At 36.6% G+C, this 26,694-nt stretch carries 16 protein-coding genes; 15 read left to right on the top strand and 1 reads right to left on the bottom strand.

The features are described from left to right. Positions 1–2 precede the first annotated feature (2 nt). The 3 genes from fba to EO111_RS05290 all read left to right on the top strand — a co-directional run bounded on the left by fba (position 3) and on the right by EO111_RS05290 (position 1,581). On the top strand, positions 3–932 hold the full coding sequence (gene fba, locus EO111_RS05300; protein WP_062403391.1) for a class II fructose-1,6-bisphosphate aldolase: 930 nt from the start codon (positions 3–5) through the stop codon (positions 930–932). A gap of 156 nt (positions 933–1,088) precedes the next feature. Continuing rightward, complete coding sequence (locus EO111_RS05295) at positions 1,089–1,271, top strand: hypothetical protein (RefSeq protein ID WP_126941356.1); 183 nt, start codon at positions 1,089–1,091, stop codon at positions 1,269–1,271. 1 nt (position 1,272) lies between these two features. Next, the gene (locus EO111_RS05290) at positions 1,273–1,581 is read left to right on the top strand and encodes a type II toxin-antitoxin system RelE/ParE family toxin (RefSeq protein WP_126941358.1); all 309 of its coding nucleotides are present in this window, start codon (positions 1,273–1,275) and stop codon (positions 1,579–1,581) included. A gap of 297 nt (positions 1,582–1,878) precedes the next feature. Here EO111_RS05290 and EO111_RS05285 read toward each other — a convergent pair whose 3' ends face one another. Further along, positions 1,879–2,742: an RluA family pseudouridine synthase gene (locus tag EO111_RS05285; RefSeq protein WP_127010935.1), complete on the bottom strand. Its 864-nt coding sequence runs from the start codon at positions 2,740–2,742 to the stop codon at positions 1,879–1,881. A gap of 284 nt (positions 2,743–3,026) precedes the next feature. On the opposite strand from EO111_RS05285, the gene EO111_RS05280 reads away from it, so the two are divergent. From EO111_RS05280 to EO111_RS05225, 12 genes are all read left to right on the top strand, one after another. Continuing rightward, on the top strand, positions 3,027–3,377 hold the full coding sequence (locus EO111_RS05280) for a CRISPR-associated protein (RefSeq protein WP_126941362.1): 351 nt from the start codon (positions 3,027–3,029) through the stop codon (positions 3,375–3,377). Between the two features lie 11 nt (positions 3,378–3,388). Next, positions 3,389–6,178: a TM1812 family CRISPR-associated protein gene (locus tag EO111_RS05275; RefSeq protein ID WP_127010934.1), complete on the top strand. Its 2,790-nt coding sequence runs from the start codon at positions 3,389–3,391 to the stop codon at positions 6,176–6,178. A 106-nt stretch (positions 6,179–6,284) separates the two neighbouring features. Then, positions 6,285–8,228 carry a TM1812 family CRISPR-associated protein gene (locus EO111_RS05270; protein ID WP_127010933.1) on the top strand — a complete coding sequence of 648 codons (1,944 nt, stop codon included), beginning with the start codon at positions 6,285–6,287 and terminating at the stop codon, positions 8,226–8,228. Next, positions 8,209–9,687 (top strand): ATP-dependent RecD-like DNA helicase, encoded by a 1,479-nt coding sequence (locus EO111_RS05265; protein WP_127010946.1) that lies wholly within the window; start codon positions 8,209–8,211, stop codon positions 9,685–9,687. Before EO111_RS05270 ends, EO111_RS05265 begins: the two co-directional genes overlap by 20 nt. A 213-nt stretch (positions 9,688–9,900) precedes the next feature. Beyond that, entirely contained in the window at positions 9,901–10,608 is a 708-nt protein-coding gene (locus EO111_RS05260; RefSeq protein ID WP_164727609.1) for a hypothetical protein, read from the top strand. Between the two features lie 139 nt (positions 10,609–10,747). Beyond that, a complete protein-coding gene (locus tag EO111_RS05255; protein WP_127010931.1) occupies positions 10,748–14,197 on the top strand; it encodes a pyruvate carboxylase in 3,450 nt (1,149 codons plus the stop codon). Positions 14,198–14,454: 257 nt separating this feature from the next. Continuing rightward, the gene (locus EO111_RS05250) at positions 14,455–15,648 is read left to right on the top strand and encodes a PLP-dependent aminotransferase family protein (RefSeq protein WP_126941225.1); all 1,194 of its coding nucleotides are present in this window, start codon (positions 14,455–14,457) and stop codon (positions 15,646–15,648) included. 255 nt (positions 15,649–15,903) lie between these two features. Beyond that, positions 15,904–16,728 (top strand): Mrp/NBP35 family ATP-binding protein, encoded by an 825-nt coding sequence (locus tag EO111_RS05245; protein ID WP_127010930.1) that lies wholly within the window; start codon positions 15,904–15,906, stop codon positions 16,726–16,728. Between the two features lie 56 nt (positions 16,729–16,784). Then, positions 16,785–18,098, top strand: coding sequence for a M18 family aminopeptidase (locus tag EO111_RS05240; protein WP_127010929.1), 1,314 nt, complete (start codon positions 16,785–16,787; stop codon positions 18,096–18,098). 1 nt (position 18,099) lies between these two features. After that, entirely contained in the window at positions 18,100–18,657 is a 558-nt protein-coding gene (locus EO111_RS05235) for a hypothetical protein (protein WP_127010928.1), read from the top strand. Positions 18,658–18,783: 126 nt separating this feature from the next. Then, positions 18,784–21,693 carry an insulinase family protein gene (locus EO111_RS05230; RefSeq protein ID WP_127010927.1) on the top strand — a complete coding sequence of 970 codons (2,910 nt, stop codon included), beginning with the start codon at positions 18,784–18,786 and terminating at the stop codon, positions 21,691–21,693. A 206-nt stretch (positions 21,694–21,899) separates the two neighbouring features. After that, positions 21,900–26,597, top strand: a complete 4,698-nt coding sequence (locus EO111_RS05225; protein WP_127010926.1) for a TonB-dependent siderophore receptor — start codon at positions 21,900–21,902, stop codon at positions 26,595–26,597. The last annotated feature ends 97 nt before the right edge of the window (positions 26,598–26,694 follow it).

The following is a 26,694-nucleotide window of genomic DNA, read 5'->3' as shown; positions in this document are numbered from 1 at the left end:
TTATGCCATTAGTATCTACAAAAGAGATGTTTGAAAAAGCCTATGCTGGCGGCTATGCAATTGGTGCGTTCAATGTAAACGACATGGAAATTATCCAAGGTATTGTGGATGCGGCGAAAGTGGAGCAAGCACCATTGATTTTGCAAGTTTCTGCAGGAGCACGTAAATATGCAAAACCTGTATACTTAACAAAACTGGTGGAAGCAGCTTTAATCGATACAGACCTTCCTATTGCTTTGCATTTGGATCATGGTGATGATTTTGAAATTTGTAAAGACTGCATCGATAGCGGATTTACTTCTGTTATGATTGATGGCTCTAAACATCCTTTTGAAAAAAATGTAGAATTGACAGCTCGTGTAGTGGAATATGCTCATAAACATGGCGTTGTAGTAGAAGGTGAGTTAGGTCGTTTAGCAGGTGTGGAAGATGACGTAAACGTTAGCGAGAAAGATGCGTTGTTTACCGATCCAGAGGAAGCCGCTGAATTCGTTCGTTTAACTGGGGTCGATTCCTTAGCGATTGCTATCGGTACAAGCCATGGTGCGTATAAATTTAAAGGCACTCCATACTTAGATTTTGGTCGTTTACAACGAGTAGGCGAATTATTGCCGAACTTCCCAATCGTATTGCATGGGGCATCTTCTGTACCACAAGCATTCGTAGAAAAATGTAACTCTTTTGGTGGCGCTATTCCAGGTGCACAAGGGGTGCCTGAAGATATGCTTCGCAAAGCAGCCACAATGGCAGTGTGCAAAATTAATATCGACACAGACTTGCGCTTAGCGATGACTGCAAGCATTCGTGAAGTATTAGCAAACAATCCTGCTGAGTTTGACCCTCGTAAATACTTGGGACCTGGCCGTGAGGCTATCCAAGCTATGGTGCAACATAAAATTAAAAATGTATTAGGTTGCAACAATAAAATTTAATTTGATTTGAGAAAAGCTGGCATGCTCTTAGGGCGTGTCAGTTTTTTTGTTATGGTAAATCATTGTAAAAGTAGTAGTTTTTATTACCAATATTGTAAAAATGGTATATAATGAAGGTATCATATATTTTATATCCATAGTAAGCGAGGTGATAGCATGGAAGCTACTGCAAGAAAACTAAATCTTAGTGTAAATGTGGAAAAACCGAAATCGTTACAACAATTAACTAAAGAAGAATTGTACAAAAGTTTACGTGAAAGTTATCAAGTGAGTATACATGATAATGATGAGACTTATGATGCTCGCGAAGTCATTAAAGGATTGCTAGCAGAGGTTTAATATGGGAACCTATCGAGTACGAATCAATAGGCGAGTTAAAAAGCAGTTAAAAGAGATCGTTCATTATATCACTAATACATTATATAATCCCATCGCGGCTAAAAATATCTTAATGAGTATTGAAAAAGCAATTGATTCTTTGGAAGTCTTTCCATATAGAAATCGGATATTTGATCCGATAGAGTTTCCTGGACTTTATAGGCACTTGATAAAAAAATATGCAATTTATTATTATATTGATGAAGATAAAAAAGAAGTTATAATTATTGGCATTCATAGAGATAATTGGAATGTCATAGGAACTTTATAAATAAGCAAATTAAAAGGACTGTATAACACGCCTAGGCATGGTATACAGTCCTTTAGTTACGTTAGTATGTATATCGTCGGTGGGAATCACCGCTCTCGTATAGCTTCTCACTTCTCAATGTACCATACATACATCATCGGTGGGAATCACCGCTCTCGTATAGCTTCTCGCTTTTCGATGTACCATATATACATCGTCGGTGGGAATCACCGCTCACATATAGCTTCTCGCTTTTCGATATATCGTAATAATAAGATATTACTGTACATAGTATTTGTCAATAAGGAAAATGGTGTTTTAAGGGATTTGCTTAAAATACTCTGGTAATGGTGCTTGCAATGACATCCACTCTTGTGTCATAGGATGGATAAAATGTAGTTCTGTGGCGTGGAGGCATTGTTTGGTTTGCCACGTTAAGGAGCCTCCATATAAATCATCGCCTGCGAGTGGGTATCCTAAAGCACTAAGGTGGACTCTGATCTGGTGAGTTCGTCCCGTGTGCAGATAACAGCGCACATGAGTATGATGTGGATGTTGTCGAACTACATCGATATCTGTATGGGCAGGTTGCCCTAGTGGATGAGCACAACGTTCAATAATGCTACCCTCTAAGCGAGCAATAGGGAAATGAATGGATAACTTACTGACAGGAATAATACCATCGGTTATAGCATCGTATACTTTTTGGATGCGTGAATGCTGCTTGGTGAAAGCATGTTGAACCAAGGCATTCTTAGCAATGATAACGAGACCAGAGGTGTCCTTATCTAGTCGATGGATGGGGTGAAAGCTAGCGTTCATACTTTGTTTTTCAAAGTATGCCAATACGCCGTTGGCAAGTGTATGGTATCTTTCAGAGGAAGTAGGATGCATAAGCATGCCTGCAGGTTTATTGATGACCAACAGATGGTTGTCCTCAAAGACAATGTCTAAGTCCATTGGCGTTGGATCGATATGGGAAGTTTTACTTAAGTGGACCGCCACAGAGTCGCCAGGATGAAGTAAGGTATCCCAAGTAGCAGGTACTCCGTTCACAAGAAATGAACCCTCACGACGAAGACGACGGCGCATTGCTTGTGATACCTTTTGCTCTCGGATGGCTTGATTCATGGAGCATGGAGCATGATCTAATGAAAGTGTAAAATATAAAATAGGTTGCATAGATGTCCTTGTAATTGAGTAAAGTATATATGTATCCAAATGTAGATTATATAATTTATCATATCATAGATGAGAAGACATTTAAATATATATGACAAGCATGATAGAGCTGGTATCTATGGGGACAGAAGATACTGAACTACAATAATAATTGTGATAAATAGTAAAATTTTATATAACTTTTATGGATAGCTAGAATGCATTAAATGAAAATTCTGCTAGTAAATTATAAGTAAATACATTAATATATAAATAAGAATATTTTGTAATAATGGGGATAATATATGTTTATTAATCATAGTAATCATCCAAGTGCACAATGGGATGAGGTACAACGGAGGGAAGCGGAACGTTATGGACCTATTGTAGACGTACTGTTTCCAGGGATAAATCCAAACAGCACTTCAGATGAAGTTCAAAAACTGGTGAACCTAAATGGTGCGACTATTTTGAAACAGCATCCATCTGTTGTGATGGTGCAAGGAGAATTTACCTATACATATAAATTGGTAGAATTTCTAAAGTCTCATCAGATAAAAGTCGTGGCAGCTACTAGTGAAAGAATAGTCAAAACATTAGAAGATGGAAAAACAAAACAAGTAGAGTTTAGCTTTGTGCAGTTTAGAGAATTTTAAGGAGAAGAGAGATGGTGGAGAAACAAGACTGTAATATCTTATTGACGGCGTATAGCAGTATATATGGTTCATTAACTTCTTTAGAGTCTTTAGACCATAATTTAGAAGACTTGAAGTCTCCAATGTATGAAGATGATAGCGAATGTTCTTTTATGGATAAAGCATTGAGTACAAGTGAAACAGTATTAAAATATTTACTGTTACCTAAAAAAGATGGAAGGGGAGCGATGTTGAATGATCTTGACCATGTATTTACATTTACTACAGACGATGTAATTAAGGTTGAGTTAGATGAAAGTGAAAACGAAAAGTTAAAAACCTATAAATTAAAAGATGGTACTTTAGTATATCAATATTTAGATGGTGTTAAACGAACTGAATTTAAAAACCACAAAGAATTTATTGATGCTAGAATGCAAACTATTTATAGATATGCAATGAAGGATAAATCAAGTTGCACTAAGTTAACTATTAATGATATCCATATTAAAGATGAAACAAAGGGAATTGAAAGTAATGTGCAAAATATCTTTAATATGATTAATAATATCATTGGTTATATAGAAGAAATAAAAAAGGATCCGAATAAAAATGTACATGTATATGTAGATATTACAGGTGGATTCAGAACGATTCCCGTGTATTTATTGTTTGTTTTAAATGTATTAGAAAAAAGAGGAATTGATGTAGAGAAAATTTTATATGCTCAAATGAATCGAGATGAAAATACAATAAAAATTGACGATTTAACTCATATGATAAATACGCAAAACTTTATTAATGGGATTCATGAGTTTATTGAATTTGGGAGTGCACAAGAACTGAGAAAGTATTTCGACTGTGCCTTGAAATTTTCTTTAGAGAATAATTATGAGCCTAAATATAGAGCGGTAACAGACGCAATTGTTGAATCAGTAGAGGCATTTGCTGAAGCGATTACCATTTCTAACCAAAACGAATTTCAAGTAGCTGTTGAACAAATAAAAAAAGCTTGGGAAGCACTTGACGATGTAGAAATTGAAGATATCCAAGACCCTAGAAATGGAGAAGTGATAGAGTTAGGTAGATACATAGAAAATCGTAACTTACGACTCTTAAAGGTATTTTTGCCAAAAATCAAAAAAGAATATGAATTAATTTGGCATCCCAAAATACGTTTAGATTATATCAAATGGTGCTTAGATCATAATTTTATACAACAAGCATTGACCTTATATGTGGAAATTGTACCAGATATTTTATTTGACACTGTTAATACTAGAGGAATTTTAGGATTCATAAGAAAAAAGAAGAGAGCCATACATCGAAAAACGTTTTCTAAAGTGAAACGCAAGAACAAAGAATTAAAATTAGGAAATAAACTATCAGAAATATTTTATGAATCTACTAAAGATGAATTAAGAAAAAAACATAAAGCAGGGAAGTCTGAATATAAACTTCTCTACTGGTTACTTAATCAATATACAGGGAATACAGATGACACAAGAAAAAAGCTGGCTTTAACAGAAGTTCATAAAGATAAACAGTTATGCAAGGAAGCACTAACCAATTATAGTCTTCGTGTTCCTGATAAATGGGAGAAAAATCCAGATATTCAAATAGATAACGAAAATGTTGATATTTTTTTTGAAAATATAAAAATTGTATTTAAAAAAGAATTACAAGGTCAAAATGTAAATATAAACTTCGATAGTAAGCATATAACATGGAAATTATCTGTTTTAAAAGAGGAAGAATTTAAGCGAAACTGGAAGTGGATTATACAATTATTTTCTAACTCTAAAGAGTTAAGAAATTTATGTGTTGATACCTTAGATACTTTAATGGATATAATTAGACAGAATGAATGTGAATTAAAGAAAAGTAAAGATATTAAAGTAGTGGATGAACTTAGCAAAATTATTAGGGAGGCTCCTGTATATCAAATTACTAGAAATGAAGAGTCCAAAAAAATAGTGTCCAAGATGGAGCTATTATTTGGATATTTGTATTTAAAGAAGAAAATAAAAGAGAAAATAACTGAAAAGATAGAAGAGCAACTAAAAAATGAGTTAGGTAAAAAAAGTACTGGTGAATCTACTTATTATAAGACACTAAAAGATATAAATGAGGCTCTAAATAGGATAGACAGTGTAGACTTGTTACAGAAATCTATTGAGGATATTAAAGAGTATCTTTTGGCTTTAACTTCAGGGAATTTATTTAAAATTAGAAAAGAATATTTGAAAGATTCTGGTTTTGGCGGGGATGAAATTTATGAAGTTATACTTCCTAGAACTATAAATGGAGCAGTTATAGAAGGGGCTCCTAAATTTAGTAATATGATTACATCATTGGATAAGTATGCAAAAGTAGATGATATTGAATCATTGATTGCAAAGGGAAGTTTGCAGGTCAATCAAGATGTTATAGAGGCGTTTATAGGGAATAAAGAAGAATTTAAGTATGATTCTGAAAGGATTTTGCAACTGATTGAATCTATTAATGGATCTACTCGAGACGATGCAGAAGATATTGCTGATAAGTTCTTACAACTCATACCTCAAGATATTGGTGGAAAAGCAGAGAGTCTAGACATATGGGGGCGGGAAACTTTAATATTATTGATTTTAAGAACATTGTTATACCCATATAATACTCTAAAATTAATTCGTAATGACTCTGTTCACGCTCGAGAAAAACGAAATATTGATATAACACGAAAAGATATAAAGATATTGATAGAGCGAAGCATTCTTACAATTGAAAAGTATTTAAATGCTATTAAAGAAAATAATGATGACGTACAGATGACCACATAAGGGATTTTATAATTCTTTAATGCATCTTTATTAGGGCTATAAGCAGATTTTCTTGTTCTGCTTATAGCCTTTTAGCAAGTATAGTCTTTAAGAAAGGAAACTATCTATGAAGCACTCTGTGGTTCTATTTCTCAGTCCGATTTGGACTCAAGATAAAAGCTCTGAAGCGCAAGATAATTTTGTGCACAAGCAATATACAAATATTATCGATGGGCAAGAAGTAGATTGTATTCAAACCAATGAATCAGCTGTACGATATATCCAAGCTAGATTGAAAGAACAAGAAGAATCGATTTCTAAAATTTATATATTAGCTAGTAAAAAAGTTAAAGAAGCAAAATATTTCTTCTATCAAGGTAAAGAATGTAATTGGTCTCATATTGATGTGTTTAAACGACGTCTTATTGGCGAAATTGGGATGTCTGAGGATCAATTTGAAGAAATTGATTATGATGAAAATCAAACTGTTGATATGAATATGAATACTCTACTAGAATTGGCGATTAAACTTCGTAAGGAACATTGTGCTGACAAAGATGCAATGATCCACTTTGATATGACGGGGGGATTACGTACAGTTACTCAGCTATTAAGTTCTCTATTATATTTATTGAAACATTCAGATATAGAAGTAGGGTATATTTTATATTCGGATATGGCAAAACAGATTGTAGAAAATGCCAGTGAGCTATTTGATATCAACACTTTGATTTCTGGTATGGAAGAATTTGCTAATTACGGTAGTACTCGTTCTTTGCAAGCTTATTTTGAAAAAGAAACGAGCGGTGTAGTGACAATGAGTAAAGAATGCATGGAATTGATAGACGCTATGAAAGCCTTTTCCATTGCGGTTGGTTTATGTATTCCTTTTGAAATGGTAAAAGCTATTAAAGTATTGCGAGATGCCATAGAGACATTTAAACAAGCTTCGTATATGTCTGTAAAAGAAGAAGCATTTAAATATACTATCAATACAGTTGAAAAGGAATATACGACTTTACTAAGTAATGTTAATGATGATATGAAGCTAAAACTGTCGATTATTCGTTGGTGTATAGATAAGGGACTACTTCAACAGGCTTTGACATTAAGTACAGAATGGTTGGCAAGTATTTTATTTGATACACACATCTATTATCATAAACATTTAGAATCTATTAAAGGATTGTTACAAAATGATGTTAGAAAGTTAAAGCGAAGTTATGAAGAGTCTTTTGTCATGTCTTATACGAAAAAAGATTCTACATTACCAAATAAATTTTCTAAAGAGTATAAGCATAAAATAGACTTATCTGTGCCTCAGAATGTCATTAAATTTTTGCGTACTAATATAGGTAATGTAAAATCAAAACGGGATATAGATGAATTATTACAGGGATTAGATATTGAAGAATCTAAGATATACAAATTGATATATCAATGTATAGAGGCAAAGCGATTGTTAGATAGATTAGTAGAGAAAAAAAGAACTCCATCTAGGTTTGGACAACGATTATTGAAAGAGATATGCCATATAAAAGATATCACTGTATTTAGTGAAGCATTTACTGAAATCAATTCATATTTGAAAAACATTCATAAAAAGCAAGAGAAACTACCACAATGTCCGACATATAGTCGGTTTTTGTATAATCAGAGCAGAACAGTCGGAGGTATGTTGCAGTGCATTTTTATGTCTTTTTCAGAAGTAGCAATGTTGCAAGAGTTTCCTCTTCCTATGGAACAAGATATAGTATCTCAAGTTGCAGAAGATGAATATATGCGACAAAGCTTTGACAAAGGGTTACTCTATTATGGAATGTTGAAGCAAGGTGCGGCCTATACCGACCTTACAAAAGAGGAATCATTGCAGTTTATAATGGAGTATCATGAAATTAAAGATCTGAGAAATACGATTAATCATGCAAGCGAAGGGGTAAGTTGTATTTCTAGCAAAGATATTATAAGTAAGATTTCAAGATTAGTGGACTCTATTGAGGCAAAACGCTGGAAGGGTGCGTTAACAGTCATTGAGAGATTAGAGGAGTATTATGGATGTAGCAATTTATAATGAAGAAGTAGAATATAAGGCTTTATTAAGAGAGTATACAGGTTATGTACTAAATGAAGATCAGTTAGGATTCGTACGATCTATTTCTAAATTTTTAAATGATGACTCAAAGAGTGTTTTCATCTTACAAGGCTGTGCAGGTTCTGGTAAAACGTTTTTGATGCAAGGTGTGGCTAAGTATTTATTTGCCAAGGAAAGACAGGTTTCTTTAATAGCTCCAACAGGTAAGGCTGCTAAAGTTTTAACTACAAAAAGTGGTTATGCTGCATCTACCATTCATTCTGAAATTTATAACTTTCATGAGGTAGTAGAAGTAGAAAACAAAGAGCGCAATGTGGAGAATAATTTTTTAAAGGCTCAAGTTGTGGGTGAGTCCGATTGGGTACTTCATTTCCGTTTAAAGTTTAATGAAGATGATATTTCTAAAGTGTATATTGTGGATGAAAGTTCCTTAATAGGAAATATAGAAGTAGATAATGAAACGTTAAAGTTTGGATCTGGTAAACTATTGCATGATCTATTGGAGTATATTAAACCTAGTTTTAAAGAAAATACACGAAAAGTAATTTTTATTGGAGATATGTATCAGTTGCCACCAGTGGGCATGAACCACTCTCCGGCCCTCACTGTAGACGATATTTATAAAGAATGTCCTTATTTAGAAGGGATAGATAAAATTCAGATATATGCCTTGCAATCGGTTGTCAGACAAAAACAAGATAGTGGTATCTTACAGGTGGCTACGTATATACGGAAAAAATTAAAGCAGCAACGGTTTAATGAATTGCTGATAGAAGAGCACTCACAAGATGTAAAAAAAATCCCGCATGGACAATTTATTTCTAATTATATGGATGCTGTGAAGAAAAAGGGGTTAGACAAGGTTGTAGCAATAGCCTATTCCAATGCTACCGTAGACATATATAATCGTTTGATTCGAGAGCAATTATTTCCACAACACCAAGAGATTACAGCAGGTGATCGGTTGATGATTATAATGAATACTAGCATAGGTGATGATTATTTGCTAAATGGCGACTTTGCTAGGGTAGAACAAGTTGGGAATCGTATTGTTCGTAAGGTTAAAATGGGAGAAGAAGAAGTTCAGTTGCTCTTTAGAGATGTTATAGTTTCATTTGGGGATAAGTCACATAGCCTGTTACTTTTAGAAACCGTATTACTTTCAAAAGAAAAAGGTTTAACGAAAATTGAGCGGAAAGCTCTATATAAAGATTTTATGATACGCCATAGTGACGAGATTGCCAAGGCGAGCAAGAAAAGTAAACGAGCGCGACATCAAAAAATTACCGAGTTACTCTTGTCGGATAAATACGTCAATGCCTTGCAAGTAAAATACGGTTATGCTATCACCTGTCATAAATCTCAAGGTAGTGAGTGGGATACGGTATTTTTAGATTGTAATTTAAAACGTGGGTTTAGAAATCGGGAGACATTCTAATGGTTTTATACGGGTGTTACACGAAGCTCGAACCAGTTGTATTTAGTGGACATGCCTAGAAATCTCGCCATGGATGGAGGAATACGACTCTATACACAGAGTAGTATGGATAAAAGTATACCTACAAGAATAGATGCACCTATACCGAATACCGTAATTACTAATTCTAATACGCCTACCCAAAGACCCACAAACGAATTTATGGGTGAAGGCATGATTGATAGTACTATTGGTAAGCATAAAACCACAGTGGTTACAGAGGATGAACTACGAAGATGCGTGACATGCGACTGGAATAGTATGAGTATGGCGGCAAAGCAGATTGTTCAACATGTATTAAGTGTTGCAGGAGATATTCCTTGTACGATTACAGATGTGACTGACCATGCGTACCATGTGATTCTCACCATACAAACAGAACAACAAGAGGGTCGTCTAACAGTGTATTACACGGGAAAACATAAGATTTCTAATTTTAAAAAAATCGATGCGTGTATTCCGAACGAACTATTCCAACGAATAAAAACGATAAAAGGAAGAGATGTAATGGCACAACATAAGGTTGTGAATCCATCTATAGTCCATGAAAGTAATGGTATAGAACCTAGTTCTTCGTGTAGTTTTAGTACGAAACAAATCAGTGTAGTGGAAACCTTTATATATCCTCCTGAATACGAATATTTCTTGAAAGAATATATGCAGAGATTAGAGAAAAAGATGGAACTAACGCACATTGCTATTACAGAGATGCAAAATCTTCAGTTTCGATTGCGAGTGACCTTTACTAGAGAACATCAAAGTGCAGTGATCGACATACAGTATAGAGGTAAGGGTTTAATTAGTAGAGTGGGAGATCATCCTTCAGGGTGTCCAGATAAGGCTTTTAAAGATGAGGTTCTAAGATACATTCTTGGGGAATGAAGTATAACGTATATTAGTATTTTGGATAACCACTGTTTATATCTAGCTAATTTCAACATTTAGGGGTATAATGAGGTATACAAATGTCTATTCCATAAGGTGTTAGGTCTGAAATAGATAAAGTTGAGGAGGGTTTATAATGAAACAAATACGTTCGCTATTAGTAGCAAACCGTGGTGAAATCGCCATTCGTGTGCTTCGTGCGTGTAACGAAATGGGAATCCGTACGGTAGCTATTTATTCTAACGAAGATGCACTTTCATTACATCGCAATCAAGCAGATGAATCTTATTTAGTAGGGGAAGGTAAAAAACCTGTAGATGCATACTTAGATATTGAAGATATTATTCGTATTGCGAAGGAACATGACGTAGATGCGATCCATCCAGGGTATGGCTTCTTATCTGAAAATGCACATTTTGCACAACGTTGTGAAGAAGAAGGGATTACGTTCATCGGTCCTAAAGTAGAACATTTAGTGATGTTCGGTGACAAAGTAAATGCTCGTATTCAAGCCAAAAAAGCAGATATACCGATGATTCCTGGCAGTGATGGTCCGTTGAAAGACTTTGCAGAATTAGAAGCATTTGCTGAGAAATATGGCTATCCATTGATGATCAAAGCCGTGAATGGCGGTGGTGGTCGTGGTATGCGTGAAGTAACAAAATATGAAGAACTTCGCGATGCTTATGATCGTGCAAAATCTGAAGCAAAAATGGCTTTTGGCGATGATGATGTGTACGTAGAAAAATTAATTGTAGAGCCAAAACATATCGAAGTCCAAATTATCGGTGATGAACATGGCAATATCGTACATTTACATGAACGGGATTGTTCTATCCAACGTCGACATCAAAAAGTAGTAGAAGTGGCGCCAGCCTTTGCCTTATCCCGTGATTTGCGTGACCGTATTTGTGCAGCCGCTGTGAAAATCATGAAACATGTGAACTATGTCAGCGCTGGTACGGTAGAATTCTTGGTAACCGCAGATGGAAACTTCTATTTCATTGAAGTCAACCCTCGTATCCAAGTAGAACATACAGTGACAGAAATGATCACAGGTATCGATATTGTACATACGCAAATTCGCATTGCCGAAGGTCACGATTTACACAGTGAAGCAGTGGCAATTCCTGCACAAGAAAATATCCGTTGTGAAGGGGTAGCTATCCAATGTCGTATTACTACAGAAGATCCAAACAATAATTTTATGCCAGATACAGGTAAATTAATTACGTACCGTAGCTCTGGTGGTTTTGGTATTCGTTTAGATGGTGGTAATGCTTTTACCGGTGCAGTTATTACACCATATTATGATTCCTTGCTAGTAAAAGCTACATCTTGGGCGTTGTCCACAGAAGAAGCTATCCGTAAAATGTTGCGTTGCTTGCGGGAGTTCCGTATTCGTGGTGTAAAAACGAATGTGCACTTCTTGGTGAATGTATTAGAACATGAAGTGTTCCAATCTGGAGATTACAATGTTCATTTCATCGACGAACATCCAGAACTGTTCAACTTGAAAAAAGATAAAGATAGAGGTACAAAACTACTTCGCTACATCGCTGATGTAACTGTCAATGGTTACAATGGACACAAAGAAGAAGTACCGACATTTGATCCAATTATCATGCCTTCAAACCTACAAGGAGTACCAGCAGCGGGGACAAAACAAAAATTAGATGAATTAGGACCAGAAAAATTCTCTAAATGGATTCAAGAACAACCAAAAGTATTGTTTACAGATACCACATGGCGTGATGCGCATCAATCCTTGTTTGCGACTCGTTTGCGTACCGCAGACATGGCTCGTGTGGCCGGTCGTGTTGCGAAGGGATTGCCTAATTTGTTCTCCTTAGAATGTTGGGGCGGTGCAACGTTTGATGTGGCGTATCGTTTCTTGCATGAAGATCCATGGGAACGGTTGCGCATGTTCCGTGAACAAGTGCCAAACATCTTGTTACAAATGTTACTTCGTGGCTCTAATGCCGTAGGATACACAAGCTATGCGGACAATGTGGTGCGTGAATTTATCCGATTGGCTGGTAAAAATGGTATCGATGTATTCCGCATCTTTGACAGCTTAAATAGCTTAGATAATATGAAAGTAGCCATCGATGAAGTTCGTAATCAAGGTAAAGTAGCAGAAGTGGCTTTATGCTACACAGGAGATATATTAGATCCTCGCCGTGATAAATATAACTTGGCATATTATGTCAATATGGGTAAAGAACTGGCAGCAGCAGGGGCTAATATTTTAGCTATCAAAGATATGGCTGGTTTATTAAAACCTCAAGCAGCGTATAACTTAGTAAGCGCATTAAAAGATGCCGTAGACTTACCAATTCACTTACATACCCATGAAGGTTCTGGCAATGCTATATACTCCTATGGTCGTGCGGTAGATGCAGGAGTAGATATTATCGACTTAGCATATTCTGCTTTTGCCAATGGTACAAGTCAACCTAGCATGAGCTCTATGTACTATGGCTTGACTGGACATGATCGTCAACCAACTATGAATGTAGCCTATATGGAAGAAGCATCCAACTACTTTGGTTCTATTCGTCCATACTACAAAGGAGTAGATCATACATCTTCGTATCCAAATACAACGGTATACCAACATGAAATGCCTGGTGGACAGTATTCAAACTTACAACAACAAGCGAAAAGTGTGGGTCTTGGAGAGCGTTGGGAAGACATTAAACGTGTGTATCATGAAGTGAGTATGCTATTTGGTGATATCATCAAAGTAACGCCATCTTCTAAAATTGTTGGCGATATGACTTTGTTCATGGTTCAAAATAATTTGACAGAACAAGATATCTACGACAAAGGGGATACATTGGACTTCCCACAATCTGTGGTGGAATTCTTCAAAGGCTACATTGGTACTCCATATTTGGGATTCCCTGAACGGTTACAACAAATTGTCTTAAAAGGTGAAAAACCATTGGATGGTCGCCCTGGTGCTATGTTGCCATCAGTTGACTTTGAAGCGGTTCGTAAAGAACTAGCAGAGAAAGGAGCAGGTACTACAGATGAAGATGTGATTGCTCACTGCTTATATTCCAAGGTATTTGCTGATTATAGCACGTTCAAACATGACTATTCTGATGTGAGTGTACTTGACACACCAACCTTCTTCTTTGGTATGAAACGCGGTGAAAGCGTAGAAGTGACTATCGAAAAAGGTAAAACATTGGTGATTAAATACATTCAAATGAGTGAAGCTGATGAAGATGGTACACGTCATGTGTTGTTTGAATTAAACGGTCAACCTAGAACGATTAAAATTCATGATAAACATATTAAAACAACAGGCGTGGTGCGTCATAAAGTGGATCCAACAAAACCAGGTGAGGTAGGTGCTACTTTATCCGGATCTGTAGTGAAAATTGTGGCACAAGTGGGTCAAGCTGTTAAAAAAGGTGATGCCCTTGTAGTGACAGAAGCGATGAAGATGGAGACTACTATTACAGCGCCAGTATCTGGTGTGGTAGGTGTCATCCATGTTCGTGAAGGTAGCCGTATTGAAAGTGGCGATTGCTTGTTAACTATCGAAGAACAAGCGCATGTAGCAAACTAGATGATACGATTTATATTGTCTCAGTATGTCAGATATATGCCAAGTTATGGTGTAAATTATGATGTAGGCTATAGTATATAACATGCAAAAACAGGAGCAACTCTGTTGCTCCTGTTTATCATATCTGAGAGGGATATGTGTAACTATCAGTTATATCCGTGTATCCTATACATAGTTTTTTTATTATATATTTGATGTTATATGATTGTATAGCTATAGTATTGAAATAAATAAGAAATATAAAAGGAGTGATTCTTATGGCATTTGTATTGCCAGAACGGTCTATTAGTAAAGGACCTAATTTCATTCGAGATGTGTTTGAACGGGGCGCAGGGATTTCTGGGTTCATTAGTTTTGGGATAGGAAATCCAGCTGGTGAAGTGGTGCCAGTAGCGGAAATTCAATCTGCCTTTGACCACATTGTACATACGAATCCATTAGAGATTTTACAATATGGTCCTATGCAAGGAGATGCAAAGTTAGCAGAGCAAACATTGCATCGTTTGGTACATGTGCATCACATGCCTACCAAAAACCAACAGTTGTTATTATCCATCGGGGCAGGCCAAGATTTAGGGCTAGTACCTCGTACAGTATGTGATGCGGGCGATGAAGTGTACATGGATGCCTATACTTTCACCAGTGCGATTAATGCGGTACGTAGTGTGGGAGCCAAAGCGGTAGGTATTCCTACCGATGAGGATGGTATGATTCCAGAAGCCCTAGAAAAAGCGGCAAAATCTGGAAAAGGTAAATATATCTATCTGATTCCTAACTTTCAAAACCCTACAGGTATTACTATGCCTTTAGGACGAAGAAAAGCGATTTATGAAATTGCAAAAGCTTATGATTTGTTCATTTACGAAGATGATCCGTATGGAGAAATTCGCTTTGGCGGTGAGCGAGTGCCTACTTTCAAAGAAATGGATACGGATAATCGTGTGCTATATGCAGGGTCCTATTCTAAAACGATTTCTGCAGGATTGCGAGTTGGTTTTTTGTATGGTCCAAGTGAAGTAATCCAAGCTATCCAAGTGATGAAGAATAATTGTGATGGTCAAATGCCATTAGTCACACAACGTGTAGTAAGCCATTTGCTAGAACATATCGATTATGATGAGCAAATCCAAAAGGTATGTAAGGTGTATCAAGAAAAATGCCATGTTATGTTAGATACATTTCGTCAATACGGTAGTTCTAAAGTACATTTAACAGAACCTACGGGAGGAATGTTTATATGGATGACTTTGCCAGACCATGTGGACTGTGACGCTTTCTTTGAAGAGGCCATTGCGCGAAAAGTCGGCATTGTGAAAAGTGGAGCTTTTGCTGCTGATGGCGTTCCCTATGGACAACACTTCCGTTTAAGCTATACTGTGCCATCTCTTGAAGACATCCGCAAAGGCATGCAAATTATTGGAGAATTGACACGTGAGTATTGTGGGGACTAAGTATTTCCACTGCACATGTATTTTATAAAGATGAATTACGAGCGCAACATATATAAGGTAATTGTTTTGGTTACTTATAACTATGTTGCGCTTATCTTATATGAGAGTGTTACAAAATTTTTATATCCTATGATATAATAAGAATATACCTATAGATATATAGGATATACCATGCATTCACAGGTGTGAATGGCAGTACTTATATTGGTAAAGAAAGTTCTAAGGACTTTCAGACATATAGAAAGAAGGTTTATAATGGCATGTGGAGATAACGGTGGTTGCGGCGGTTGCGCATCTTCTAGCGGATGCGGTACGCAACAACCAGTAGATTTGACAGTAAAAACAAATGATAGAAGTCATGTGAAAAAGGTCATCGGCATTGTATCCGGTAAGGGCGGTGTTGGTAAATCTTTAGTCACAAGCTTGATGGCGGTGAGTCAATCTCGTAAAGGTAAATCTGTAGGGATTCTTGATGGAGATATTACAGGTCCATCCATTCCAAAAGTATTTGGTTTGAAAGACAAAGTGCGTAGCGATGATGGTAAATTGATGTATCCTATCGTGTCTAAAAATGGCGTGAAAGTGATGTCTGTGAATTTGCTATTAGATGATGAATCGGATCCAGTCCTTTGGAGAGGTCCTGTGGTAGGTAATGTGGTAAAACAATTCTTCTCCGATACAGTATGGGGCGATGTAGATTACTTGTTCGTGGATATGCCTCCAGGAACAGGAGACGTAGCCATGACAGTATTCCAATCCTTACCATTGGACGGTATTATCGTGGTTACATCCCCTCAAGATTTAGTATCTATGATTGTGGAAAAAGCTGTAAAAATGGCGGATATGATGCAAGTACCTATTATTGGTGTAGTGGAAAACTTTGCTTATTTCCATTGCCCAGATAATGGAAAAGATTATAAAATCTTCGGTGAAAGTCATATTGATGAAGTATTGAAAAAATACAATTTATTGTTACTAGGCCGACTACCAATTGATCCTAAAGTAGCAGAGTTGTGTGATGTCGGTGAGATTGAAACCATAACAACAACAAATTTAGAATCAGTAGGCTTACCAGAGTAAGCGTGGACAATACCATAGTGTACGTTGTACCTATGGTATTTTTCATAGGAGGAACTATGTGTGAACAGAATAAAGTCGCAACTATGTATGCTGACTTTTTTGATTATATTGAAAGCTCCACCTCACCGTATCATACGGTGGAGGAGTCTTATCGTCGCTTAGAGGAACAAGGCTTTACACCTTTATCGATGGACGAAGAATGGAATTTGGTGGCAGGGGATTATGTCATTGATGTATATGGTACTACTTTAGTGGCAGTCCATATTGGAGAACATCCAAGAGAGACATTACGGATTGCCTCTGCTCATACAGACTTTCCTGGATTCCGGGTGAAGCCTAATGCCATGATTACGGACAAAGGGTATGGTAAGCTGAATGTAGAAAGTTATGGTGGATTAATTCAATATACTTGGTTCGATCGACCTCTTTCTCTGGCTGGTGTGGTAGTGACAAAAGGAAAAGGGTTAGACCTAGAGACACATTACGTAGATATAGCAAAGCCGGTGGCTACTATCCCTAGCTTAGCGATTCATATGAATCGACAAGTTAATGAAAAGGCTGTATTTAACAAGCAAAAAGAGATGTTACCACTCATTTTAATGCGTGGCCTTGGCACGGAGTACGAAGACGACAAAACTTTATTAAAAGCCTTATTAGCCGAAGAAATTGGCTGTGAACCAGCAGATATTTTATCCTATGAGTTGACCGTGTATAATACGGATACAGTGGAAACCGTTGGCTTTGATGCGGAATATATCAGTGCACCACGATTAGATAATCTTACATCCTGTTATGCTTGCTTACAAGGAATTGTAAGTGCCAAAAAACAACAGGTTACAGGGATTCGTATGGCATTCCTATTTGACCACGAAGAGGTGGGAAGTCGTACAAAACAAGGAGGAGCCTCCTTGTTGTTACCAAATGTAGTACGCCGTGTGTACCGTGCTTTGGGATTCTCAGAAGAAGCCTGTGAAGTGGATATTGCAAAAGGGTTCATGATTTCTTCTGATGTGGCTCATGGATATCATCCTAATTATGGCGAGAAAAATGATATTACTAACTATCCAACTTTGAATGGTGGCGTAGTTTTAAAAATAGCTAGCTCCCAATCCTATGCGGGAGATGCGGTGGCACAAGCGATTGTGACCGATTTATGTGAGACCCATGGCATTAAGCATCAAATTTATGTGAATCGATCGGATATTCCAGGCGGATCTACAGTAGGCTCTATTTCTTCAGCGCAATTAGTGATGCGAACCATGGATGTAGGTTTACCACTGTTGGCCATGCATTCCGCACGTGAGTTGATGGGTACCTATGACCAAATTGAGTTAAATCGATTATTAACTGTATTTTTAGGGGAGGTATAACATGGTTTCTATGATGGCAATTTTTGTAGCTTTAGTATTGAATCGAATTTCTACACCCTTTCAACGTATGTTTTATGAACAATCGACGGTGAAGGAACAGCAAAAAGAAGAAGTTACAAAAGCATTACAATTGTTGGGTATGATTGTTGTTGCTGTGTATGGTGTGACTGGGAATATTACATTGTTAGGAATTGATGGAGTCACCATTGTACAAACTATTTGTGCTATTGCATTAGGTATGGCATTAGTGCAAGTATTAGAAATTGTATCGCTATCTCATTTGCGCCCTATTTTAGAAGGGCAACAAGTACCTAAAAATGTGTATGATCGTTGGATTTGGGATACTATTTTTATCGTAGGTTTGTTGGCAGCGCATGTACGGTATGGCTTAGAATTTTCCTACATGATTCTTGCTTGGTTATTGTATATTCTGATTCCTTATGGAGTGACACGATATAATATGAGTCATGGCATTGCTTTTGGGATTGGTAGGAAAGCGTATAAATGGGGAACTGTCATTTGGATTTTTGCCGGTCTTATCCATTTGTTTGTATTATGATTCTCAGTGAGAACATGATATAATTAGTTAGAATTATGACAAAATGTTATACACATATATAACAACGGTCAGAACTAGTTTACTAGGGATGGCCGTTGCATGTTTAGTAGATAGAAAAGAGGTATTATGAAGTTAGAGACAGTCTATGCAGGCTTTCGTGTAGAGCGAATTGAACCTGTTCAAGAGGTGAATGGCACAGCCTACATGCTTAAGCATGAGCAATCTGGTGCTCGTTTGTTATACATAGATACGGAAGATACAAATAAAGTATTTCATATAGCATTCCGTACACCCCCTCATGATAGCACAGGGGTAGCTCATATTCTGGAACATTCTGTGCTGTGTGGTTCTCGCAAATTTCCTTTAAAAGAGCCCTTTGTTGAACTAGTAAAAGGTTCTTTGAACACATTCTTAAATGCTATGACATACTCTGATAAAACAGTGTATCCAGTGGCAAGTAAGAATGATGCAGACTTTCATAATTTGATGGATGTCTATTTGGATGCCGTATTCTATCCTCGTGTAGCTAAGGATCCGATGATCGTTATGCAAGAGGGATGGCATTATGAATTGGAATCTCCAGAAGATCCATTGACCTATAAAGGCGTTGTCTATAACGAGATGAAAGGGGTTTATTCCTCACCTGACTCTCAATTAGATCATCACAAGATGAAATTGTTATATCCTGATACTACCTATGGGCATGATTCTGGTGGATATCCTGACAATATTACAGATTTGACCTATGAAAACTTTAAAGCCTTCTACGATTCTTATTACCATCCGTCCAATAGCTATATCTATTTATATGGAGATATGAATATTGAAGAAACTTTAGCATTTATCGATGGGGAATATTTGTCAAACTTCCAGGCTATTGACGTAGATTCTAGCATTGCTATGCAAGCTCCTTTATCTGAACCAGTGGTGGCATCTTTCCCATATGGTATTGGTAATGATGAAAGTGATAAGGGCAAAGCCATTCATTCCTTAACCTATGTATTCCCAGAGATGTCATTTACCCAAAGCTTAGCCTTTGAAGTGTTGAATCATGCCTTATTTACATCTGGCTCAGCACCGTTGAAAGAAGCTTTAGTGAAAGCAAATATTGGTAGTGATGTAAGTGGCGCTTACATGGATGGGATTCGTCAGCCATTGTTTGAAATTAGTGTCACCGGCTCAGAAATTGAAAAGCAAGCACAGTTGCAAGAAGTGGTGGAAAATACATTACGCCAATTAGTCGATGCAGGTTTAGATAAGGAATTGTTAGAGGCATCCTTAAATCGTATTGAGTTCATTTTGCGGGAAGCTGATTTTGGAGGGCGTCCAATTGGTCTTGCGTACGGCTTACGAGTGATGGATAATTGGTTATATGATAAAGATCCTATTGAATTGTTACAATATGAATCAGTATTGAAAGCACTTCGTGAAGGATTATCTACCGATTTCTATGAAAACTTATTGCGTACCTATATTTTAGATAACACGCATAAAGGCTTAGTTTCTCTGTATCCAGAAAAAGGTTTGCAAGAGAAAAAAGAACAAGAAGAGACTGCTAAACTAGCGGCTATTAAATCAAATATGAGTGAAGAAGAAATTGCCCATATTATTGATCAAACAGCGAAATTAAAAGAAATGCAACAAGCCGTAGATTCTGAAGAAGCGCTGGCAACAATTCCTTTATTAGAATTGTCTGATATTTCTCCTGTAGTAGAAGTAACACCACGTCGTGAAATTGACCATAAAGGTATTCGTGTGCATCACATTGATGTACCAGCTCGTGGCATTAACTATGTTAGCTTGTACTTTAATATGGAATCCTTACGAGAAGATGAATTATTCTATGCAGAGCTATTGTCAGATGTATTAGGACGACTAGATACAGAATATTTTACCTATGCAGAGATAGCAAAAGAAATAAATCTACATTTAGGCGGCTATACCATGGATGTATTGCCAGTTTCTATCCATAATGAACGTGATGCATTTGTACCATTAGCAGTTGTTCGTAGTAAGGCGTTAGCATCCAACATTGGTCATTTAACATCTCTACTTGGAGAGATTATAGGACGTACAAAGTTTGATAGTCAAGAACGTCTTGTAGAATTATTAAAAGAAGGAAAGGCCATCTGGGATACAGAAGCATTCCGCCGTGGTAATACGATTGTTACTAACTTGCTTATGGCGAAAGTATCGAAAATTGGTAAATTTAGAGACCAAGATACATTAGGCTATTTCCGCCGTTTAGTCGAAGTCTTAGACAATGAAACATTACTAGCTGGTGTGACAGAACAATTGATGAAAGTACAACAGCGTTTATTCCGTAAAGATAACTTGGAAGTATCTTTTGTAGGTACTACTGAAGAACTAGAAACTTTCTTAGCACATCTAGATGATATCACTACTGTTTTAAGTGATGATAGTTGGGAAGCACAGCTAGAGATGACTCAATCCTATGTGAATGAAGGCTTAGCTACATCTGGTAAGGTACAATATGTGGCAAAAGGTGGTAACTTCCGTGATCATGGTGGTACACATACAGGTACCATGAGCGTCCTAGAAACTATGTTACGCTACGATTATCTGTGGAACTTGATTCGTGTACAAGGTGGAGCGTATGGAGCCTTTGCTAACTTCCATAATAATGGTAATATGGTATTCTGTTCCTACCGTGATCCAAACTTGGAAAATACATTACAAGTGTACGATGGATTGCCGACGTATTTACGTGAATTAGATTTATCTCCACGAGAAATGCGTAAATATATCATTGGTACTATGAGTGGACTGGATGTATCTAATACACCATTCCTACAAGGAGCTCGCGCTATGAGTTTATACTTTGGGAACACCAATGAAGCAAATATGACGGCTTTCCGTCAACAAGTCTTGGAAACAACAGTAGAAGACTTACGTGGATTAGCAGATGTCATTGAAAAAGTACTACAAGACAACCATATCGTAGTCATGGGTAGCGAACAGCGTATCAAAGAAGCAGAACAGCTTTTTGACAAAGTGAGTAACCTAGTACAATAACTTCATAAGAACATAGTAAAAGCCATACCCTATCTGGGAAACCAGAGGGGTATGGCTTTTGTGCTGTTATACTACAATTGACAGATTATAGATTGTATAGCCTTAATAATTTATAAGAGGGATGATTTATTTCTTGACAGTACCTATTTGAAAGGCATATAGTAAATATGATAATCATTACTAATTTATGAAAGGATGTGTTGTAAATGTATAGAAGTAAGAGAGCATGGATATCAGGAGCTATAGCATCTTGGTGTTTACTTTCATTAAGCAGTGTGCAAGGTGCAACAGCAGATTCTGTATATGTAAGTGCAAATCCAATTATAGAAAGTTTAAAAGATGAAAGTTTATCAACAACAGTGATTTCAAAAGCAGATATTGCTAACAAGCAAGCTAAATCTGTGGAAGATATTATTTTTACTGAAACTGGGGTAAGTCGAACTGTAGATGCTATGGGTCGAGTGGCTCTATCAATTCGTGGAGCAGAGCCTCGTCATACGCTAATACTTATTAATGGTCAGCCAGTGATGGGAGAGATGGAAGCCTATTTAGGTCAAGGGGATGAATTGCAACGTTTAGGTGCAGAGTCCATTGATCGTATTGAGGTTATTAGAGGTGCTTCTTCGGCTAAATATGGAGCGAATGCCATGGGGGGCGTCATCAACGTTGTAACTGCAAAACCGACTAAACATAGTCAACTGGAGTTGAATGTAGAAGGACGTAGAATAAGAGGCGATCATGGTGTGTTACCTTATAAGAATATATTTATTAGAGCTAATTCCGGAAATATAGGGAAAGGTAGAGTTTCTTTATATAGTAGTAAACGGGATATTATGCCTATTTATAGTCAAAAAGAATTTATAGGGGCCATGAATCAATCGGGAAGTGTGCATAATGCATTACGATACTATGGAGATATTAAAGAGCTAGGATTTCATGCTGAGTATGATGCCAATGCAAATCATCATTTCAGTGTACAGTCTACACATTGGAAGGAAGATACAAATAGGGATATTAAACATTCCAATGATGCTCCTGATCCAGTAGTACATTATGGAAGAAATATAGAACGATGGAGACATCAACTTACATACGCAGGAAATAATCAAAAAAATCTAGACTGGAAAGTTGATTTATCTATTTATAATCAGAAAGAATTTGATAAAACGATTTCATCCACCGCTATCTTTTCTCCCTATGAAGGCAAAAATACGTTGCATTATATTGATGATGTGAAGCACCGTGAATGGAAATTAAATGCTACTTTAAATCAACAAGCAGGTAACCATCATTTTTTATCCTACCGAGTGGGCTATAGTGAAGAGAACGGATCAGGTAGTCGGTTGAAAAGTGCGAAATCTATATATACAAGATATATAAATCCATGGGACTTTGATAAAAATCTTCATAGTGATAAAGGTGTTGGTGAGCCTAGTTCCAAAGTCTATGATTATGCATTGTATCGTGATGAAGCAGATATACCACAATATGATCAGGCTTATGAATTATATGGGTATAAAAATCATCAAGGGAAGGCGGTCATTCCTAGCTATACCTATCAGGATTATACCAATGATGTAGAAGATGAAGATAGAATCCATACATTTGCAGAAGAATTGCGTGCTGAAAATGAAAGTCTACGAACACCTAATGAGGATGGTGATTTGCCAGATGATGATATTATTATGCGTCGATACTATGATGCAAAAACGTTAAAATGGCATGGGAAAACATTTACAGAAGAGGGAACAAGTCGTAGAAATCGTCAGACTATTGGTACTTCAAATATTAGAAAAATGAACATTGCCATTTCAGATTTTTGGCAGTTAAATAAGAATACCTTCTTCACACCTATCCTTCGATGGGACAATAGTAATTTATTCGGTAATACAGTGACATTTAATTTAGGGCTAACTCATTATGTACATGGAAATAGAAACTATCGAATCAAAACCAATGTGGGAACTGCTTATACAGAACCAGGTATGGGGGAATTATACTATAACTGGGAAATGTATGCAGGGATGCCATATGATTTTGGTGTTGGTAAGTTAGGTTATTATTGGATTGGCAATCCTAATTTAAAACCAGAAAAATCTATCAATGTAGACCTTGGTTTTGAATATGATACGAAACGATTACACAGTCGTATGATGGTGTTCCATAATGATATAAAAAATTATATGACAACCTATTTTACCGGGAAGTTGATGAATTTTAATCCAGATGCAGGTAAGAATACGTGGATGATGCCTCCAGATATGATTTATAGCTTTAAAAATATAGGGAAAGCTGAAATTACAGGCGTAGAAGGAGAAATAAAATATGCCCTCAACACTAACCTTTCTACACGACTTGGCTATACCTATTTACATGCTCGTAATATCAGTGACCCAACGATGCCGGCACAGTTATTAAATAAACCTGTACATAAAATCGATATAGGATTGCAGTATGAAAATAAAAAATCTGGTTGGCAAGCATCTCTTTGGGGAGATTACTATATTCATATGTTAGATAGTAATACTATTGCTAATAATGGTAACTATGTACATAATGATTTGGGCAATGGCGATTCACAATACGCTTTTGCAGAAAAAGGGAAACAAACCTACGAAAGTAAAAGTTTTGCTATTTGGAATGCTATGATCCAAAAGAAAATAGGAAAAGATTCCCTTGCCTACATAGGTGTTGATAATATCTTTAATCATCGTGATGATGCCCAAGCTTATCAAGAGCGAATGTATAAAGTAGGTTTACACATGAAATTTGGGGCGGATAGTAGTGAACGTAGCTACCAAGGAATTACAAGGTTATCACAGAAAGCTTCTAATACGCCGTTGAATTGGTTCATCCGTCAAGAATCTATCCAAGAACCTCTTACATTTTACGGGTCCTATCATGGTGCGTGGAGTAATTTTACAGGTAAAGAAAAACCTACAGAGGCTAGAGTGACAGCAACAAGTACCATTGGAGATGCATATAAAAATTATTTAGAAAAGGCTAATCATGGTTATAGTTCCTCAGTACAGGTAGGAGTGAAAGGAACTGTGACTAAAGATACCTCGATAGATGTTGCGGTAGAGACTAAATCATATAAGGGAAAAGAACAGTCAATTGATGCTGGAACGCATGCAGGCATACAATCAGTAACGGTAAAACGATTAGAAGTCAATCATCATAAGAATGACTGGAAATGGTCGGTTGGTCGTTTATATGAAGCCCTTGGCATGACTGGATACTGGTTTAATGATTCCTATGATGGTGTGAGAGCCATATGGTCAAGCCCGATGACAGAAGTACGAATGGGATATGGAGATTTCCGTCGTAGTACGGGTATTACCGATTCTGCTTATACACATGCTGTTAAAACATCATTTAGTAGACCACCAACAAAAGATGAATGGTTAGGACAAGGTTCATTTGATAAGGCGGGCTTAACAGGAGAGTATGCAGATGGTAGTGTGCATGTAAATAATTTTAAAACGCTACGGGATAAACTAGAAGCAGCTCAATCTCCAGAAGAGGAAAAAGCAGTTATAGATACATATATGAAGGTCATTGAAAAAGATGACCCTAAATTGTATGAAAAATTACATGATCGAAGTGGTCAATACTATATGAATAGTTTCATATGGAGGAAAGTGACTGTTACTAATACGGCTGGTCAAGTTGTAGGTGAATATATGACTACGGACTTGCCACAAGTATATACTAAGAGCGCTTCTAATGATACAGCATTGTTAGAAAAAGATGCTACAAAAGCTTGGGATGTAACAATGCAAGTAGGAGAAAATAAAGAGGATTGGTCCAGGTATGTATCTAATTCTGGTTTGTTAAAGGATGGTTCCTATAAATTACATTCAGATTTTTATGGATATGGAACCTATTTAGGAAATGATGTGCTAGAGGATTTGGGAACGACGAATCGTGGTAGACGGTACGGTGGAATCATTTCATCTAAGTTTGATGCTTTCAAGTTTGTTCGTATGACACAAGAGGAAGCGAAAGCAAAAGCAATTACATCGCTTTGGAATAAAGATACAGCATGGATGACATTGACTAAGAAACTACCTAATGGGTCTAGAGCGACTGGATTCGTGAAAAGTAATATTTCCCCATTAGCTAAACGGGTCTTATTGTTGTTAGCGAGTGAGCTTTGGAAACCAGAGAATAATAGTTCACTTCCTTTACACTTATTGGAACAAGAAGGGTACCGTGTTCCTATTGTTGGTAATGTACTTGTTCAAGATACGATTCCATCTGTTAATAAAGCGTTCTTTACACAACTCAAACATCAAATAAATAATCACTGGGGTGTACAAGCTTGGTATATGCGATCAATACAGGATTCGATTCATACATTGCAGTATGCGAATACTTCTGGAAATGATGTATATCAATATAATCAGATAGCTAATGTGATCGGAGTAGGACTAGTATGGAAGCCATCTGATACGTTAACTGTGTCAGGAGATATAGGGCAAAATAGAACATCTTTTGGTAAATATTTAAATGGTGAAAATCAATACACCTATGATAATAGTGTTATTACTTCTAAAGGTAGACGCATTGGTTCATATCCTAAATTCTGGACGATTCGGTTAGATGTGGGGCATCCAGAACAGAAACATGTTGGTTCCTGGAATGCATATGCAGACTATAAATACTTTGAGCATGGATCATTTATCGGTGGTAATGGAACTAATTCATTGCCAGATCGTTATTTAGATGGTGTACAAAGCTTTACTGTAGGAGGTAGATATACACCAGTGCAGAATGTTAATGTATATGCATCTTATACATTTAATGCAAAAGGTATTCATAGTAGAGATACTTTATACGGAGGAGAAAAATTTGACTTAGGTGATTATACTAAGATAGCTGTCGAATATAAATTCTAGTGGATATATTAAAAAGCCATACCTCATCTGAATTATCAGATTGAGTATGGCTTTTGTTTGTAAAATGAATTAATAGTACCATAAATTATCTCGAATA

It is taken from the genome of Veillonella sp. CHU594 (assembly GCF_003992265.1).
Classification (GTDB): Bacteria; Bacillota; Negativicutes; order Veillonellales; family Veillonellaceae; genus F0422.
The sequence above is the reverse complement of the archived record's forward strand: the minus strand, read 5'-3'. Positions and strand labels throughout refer to the sequence as shown.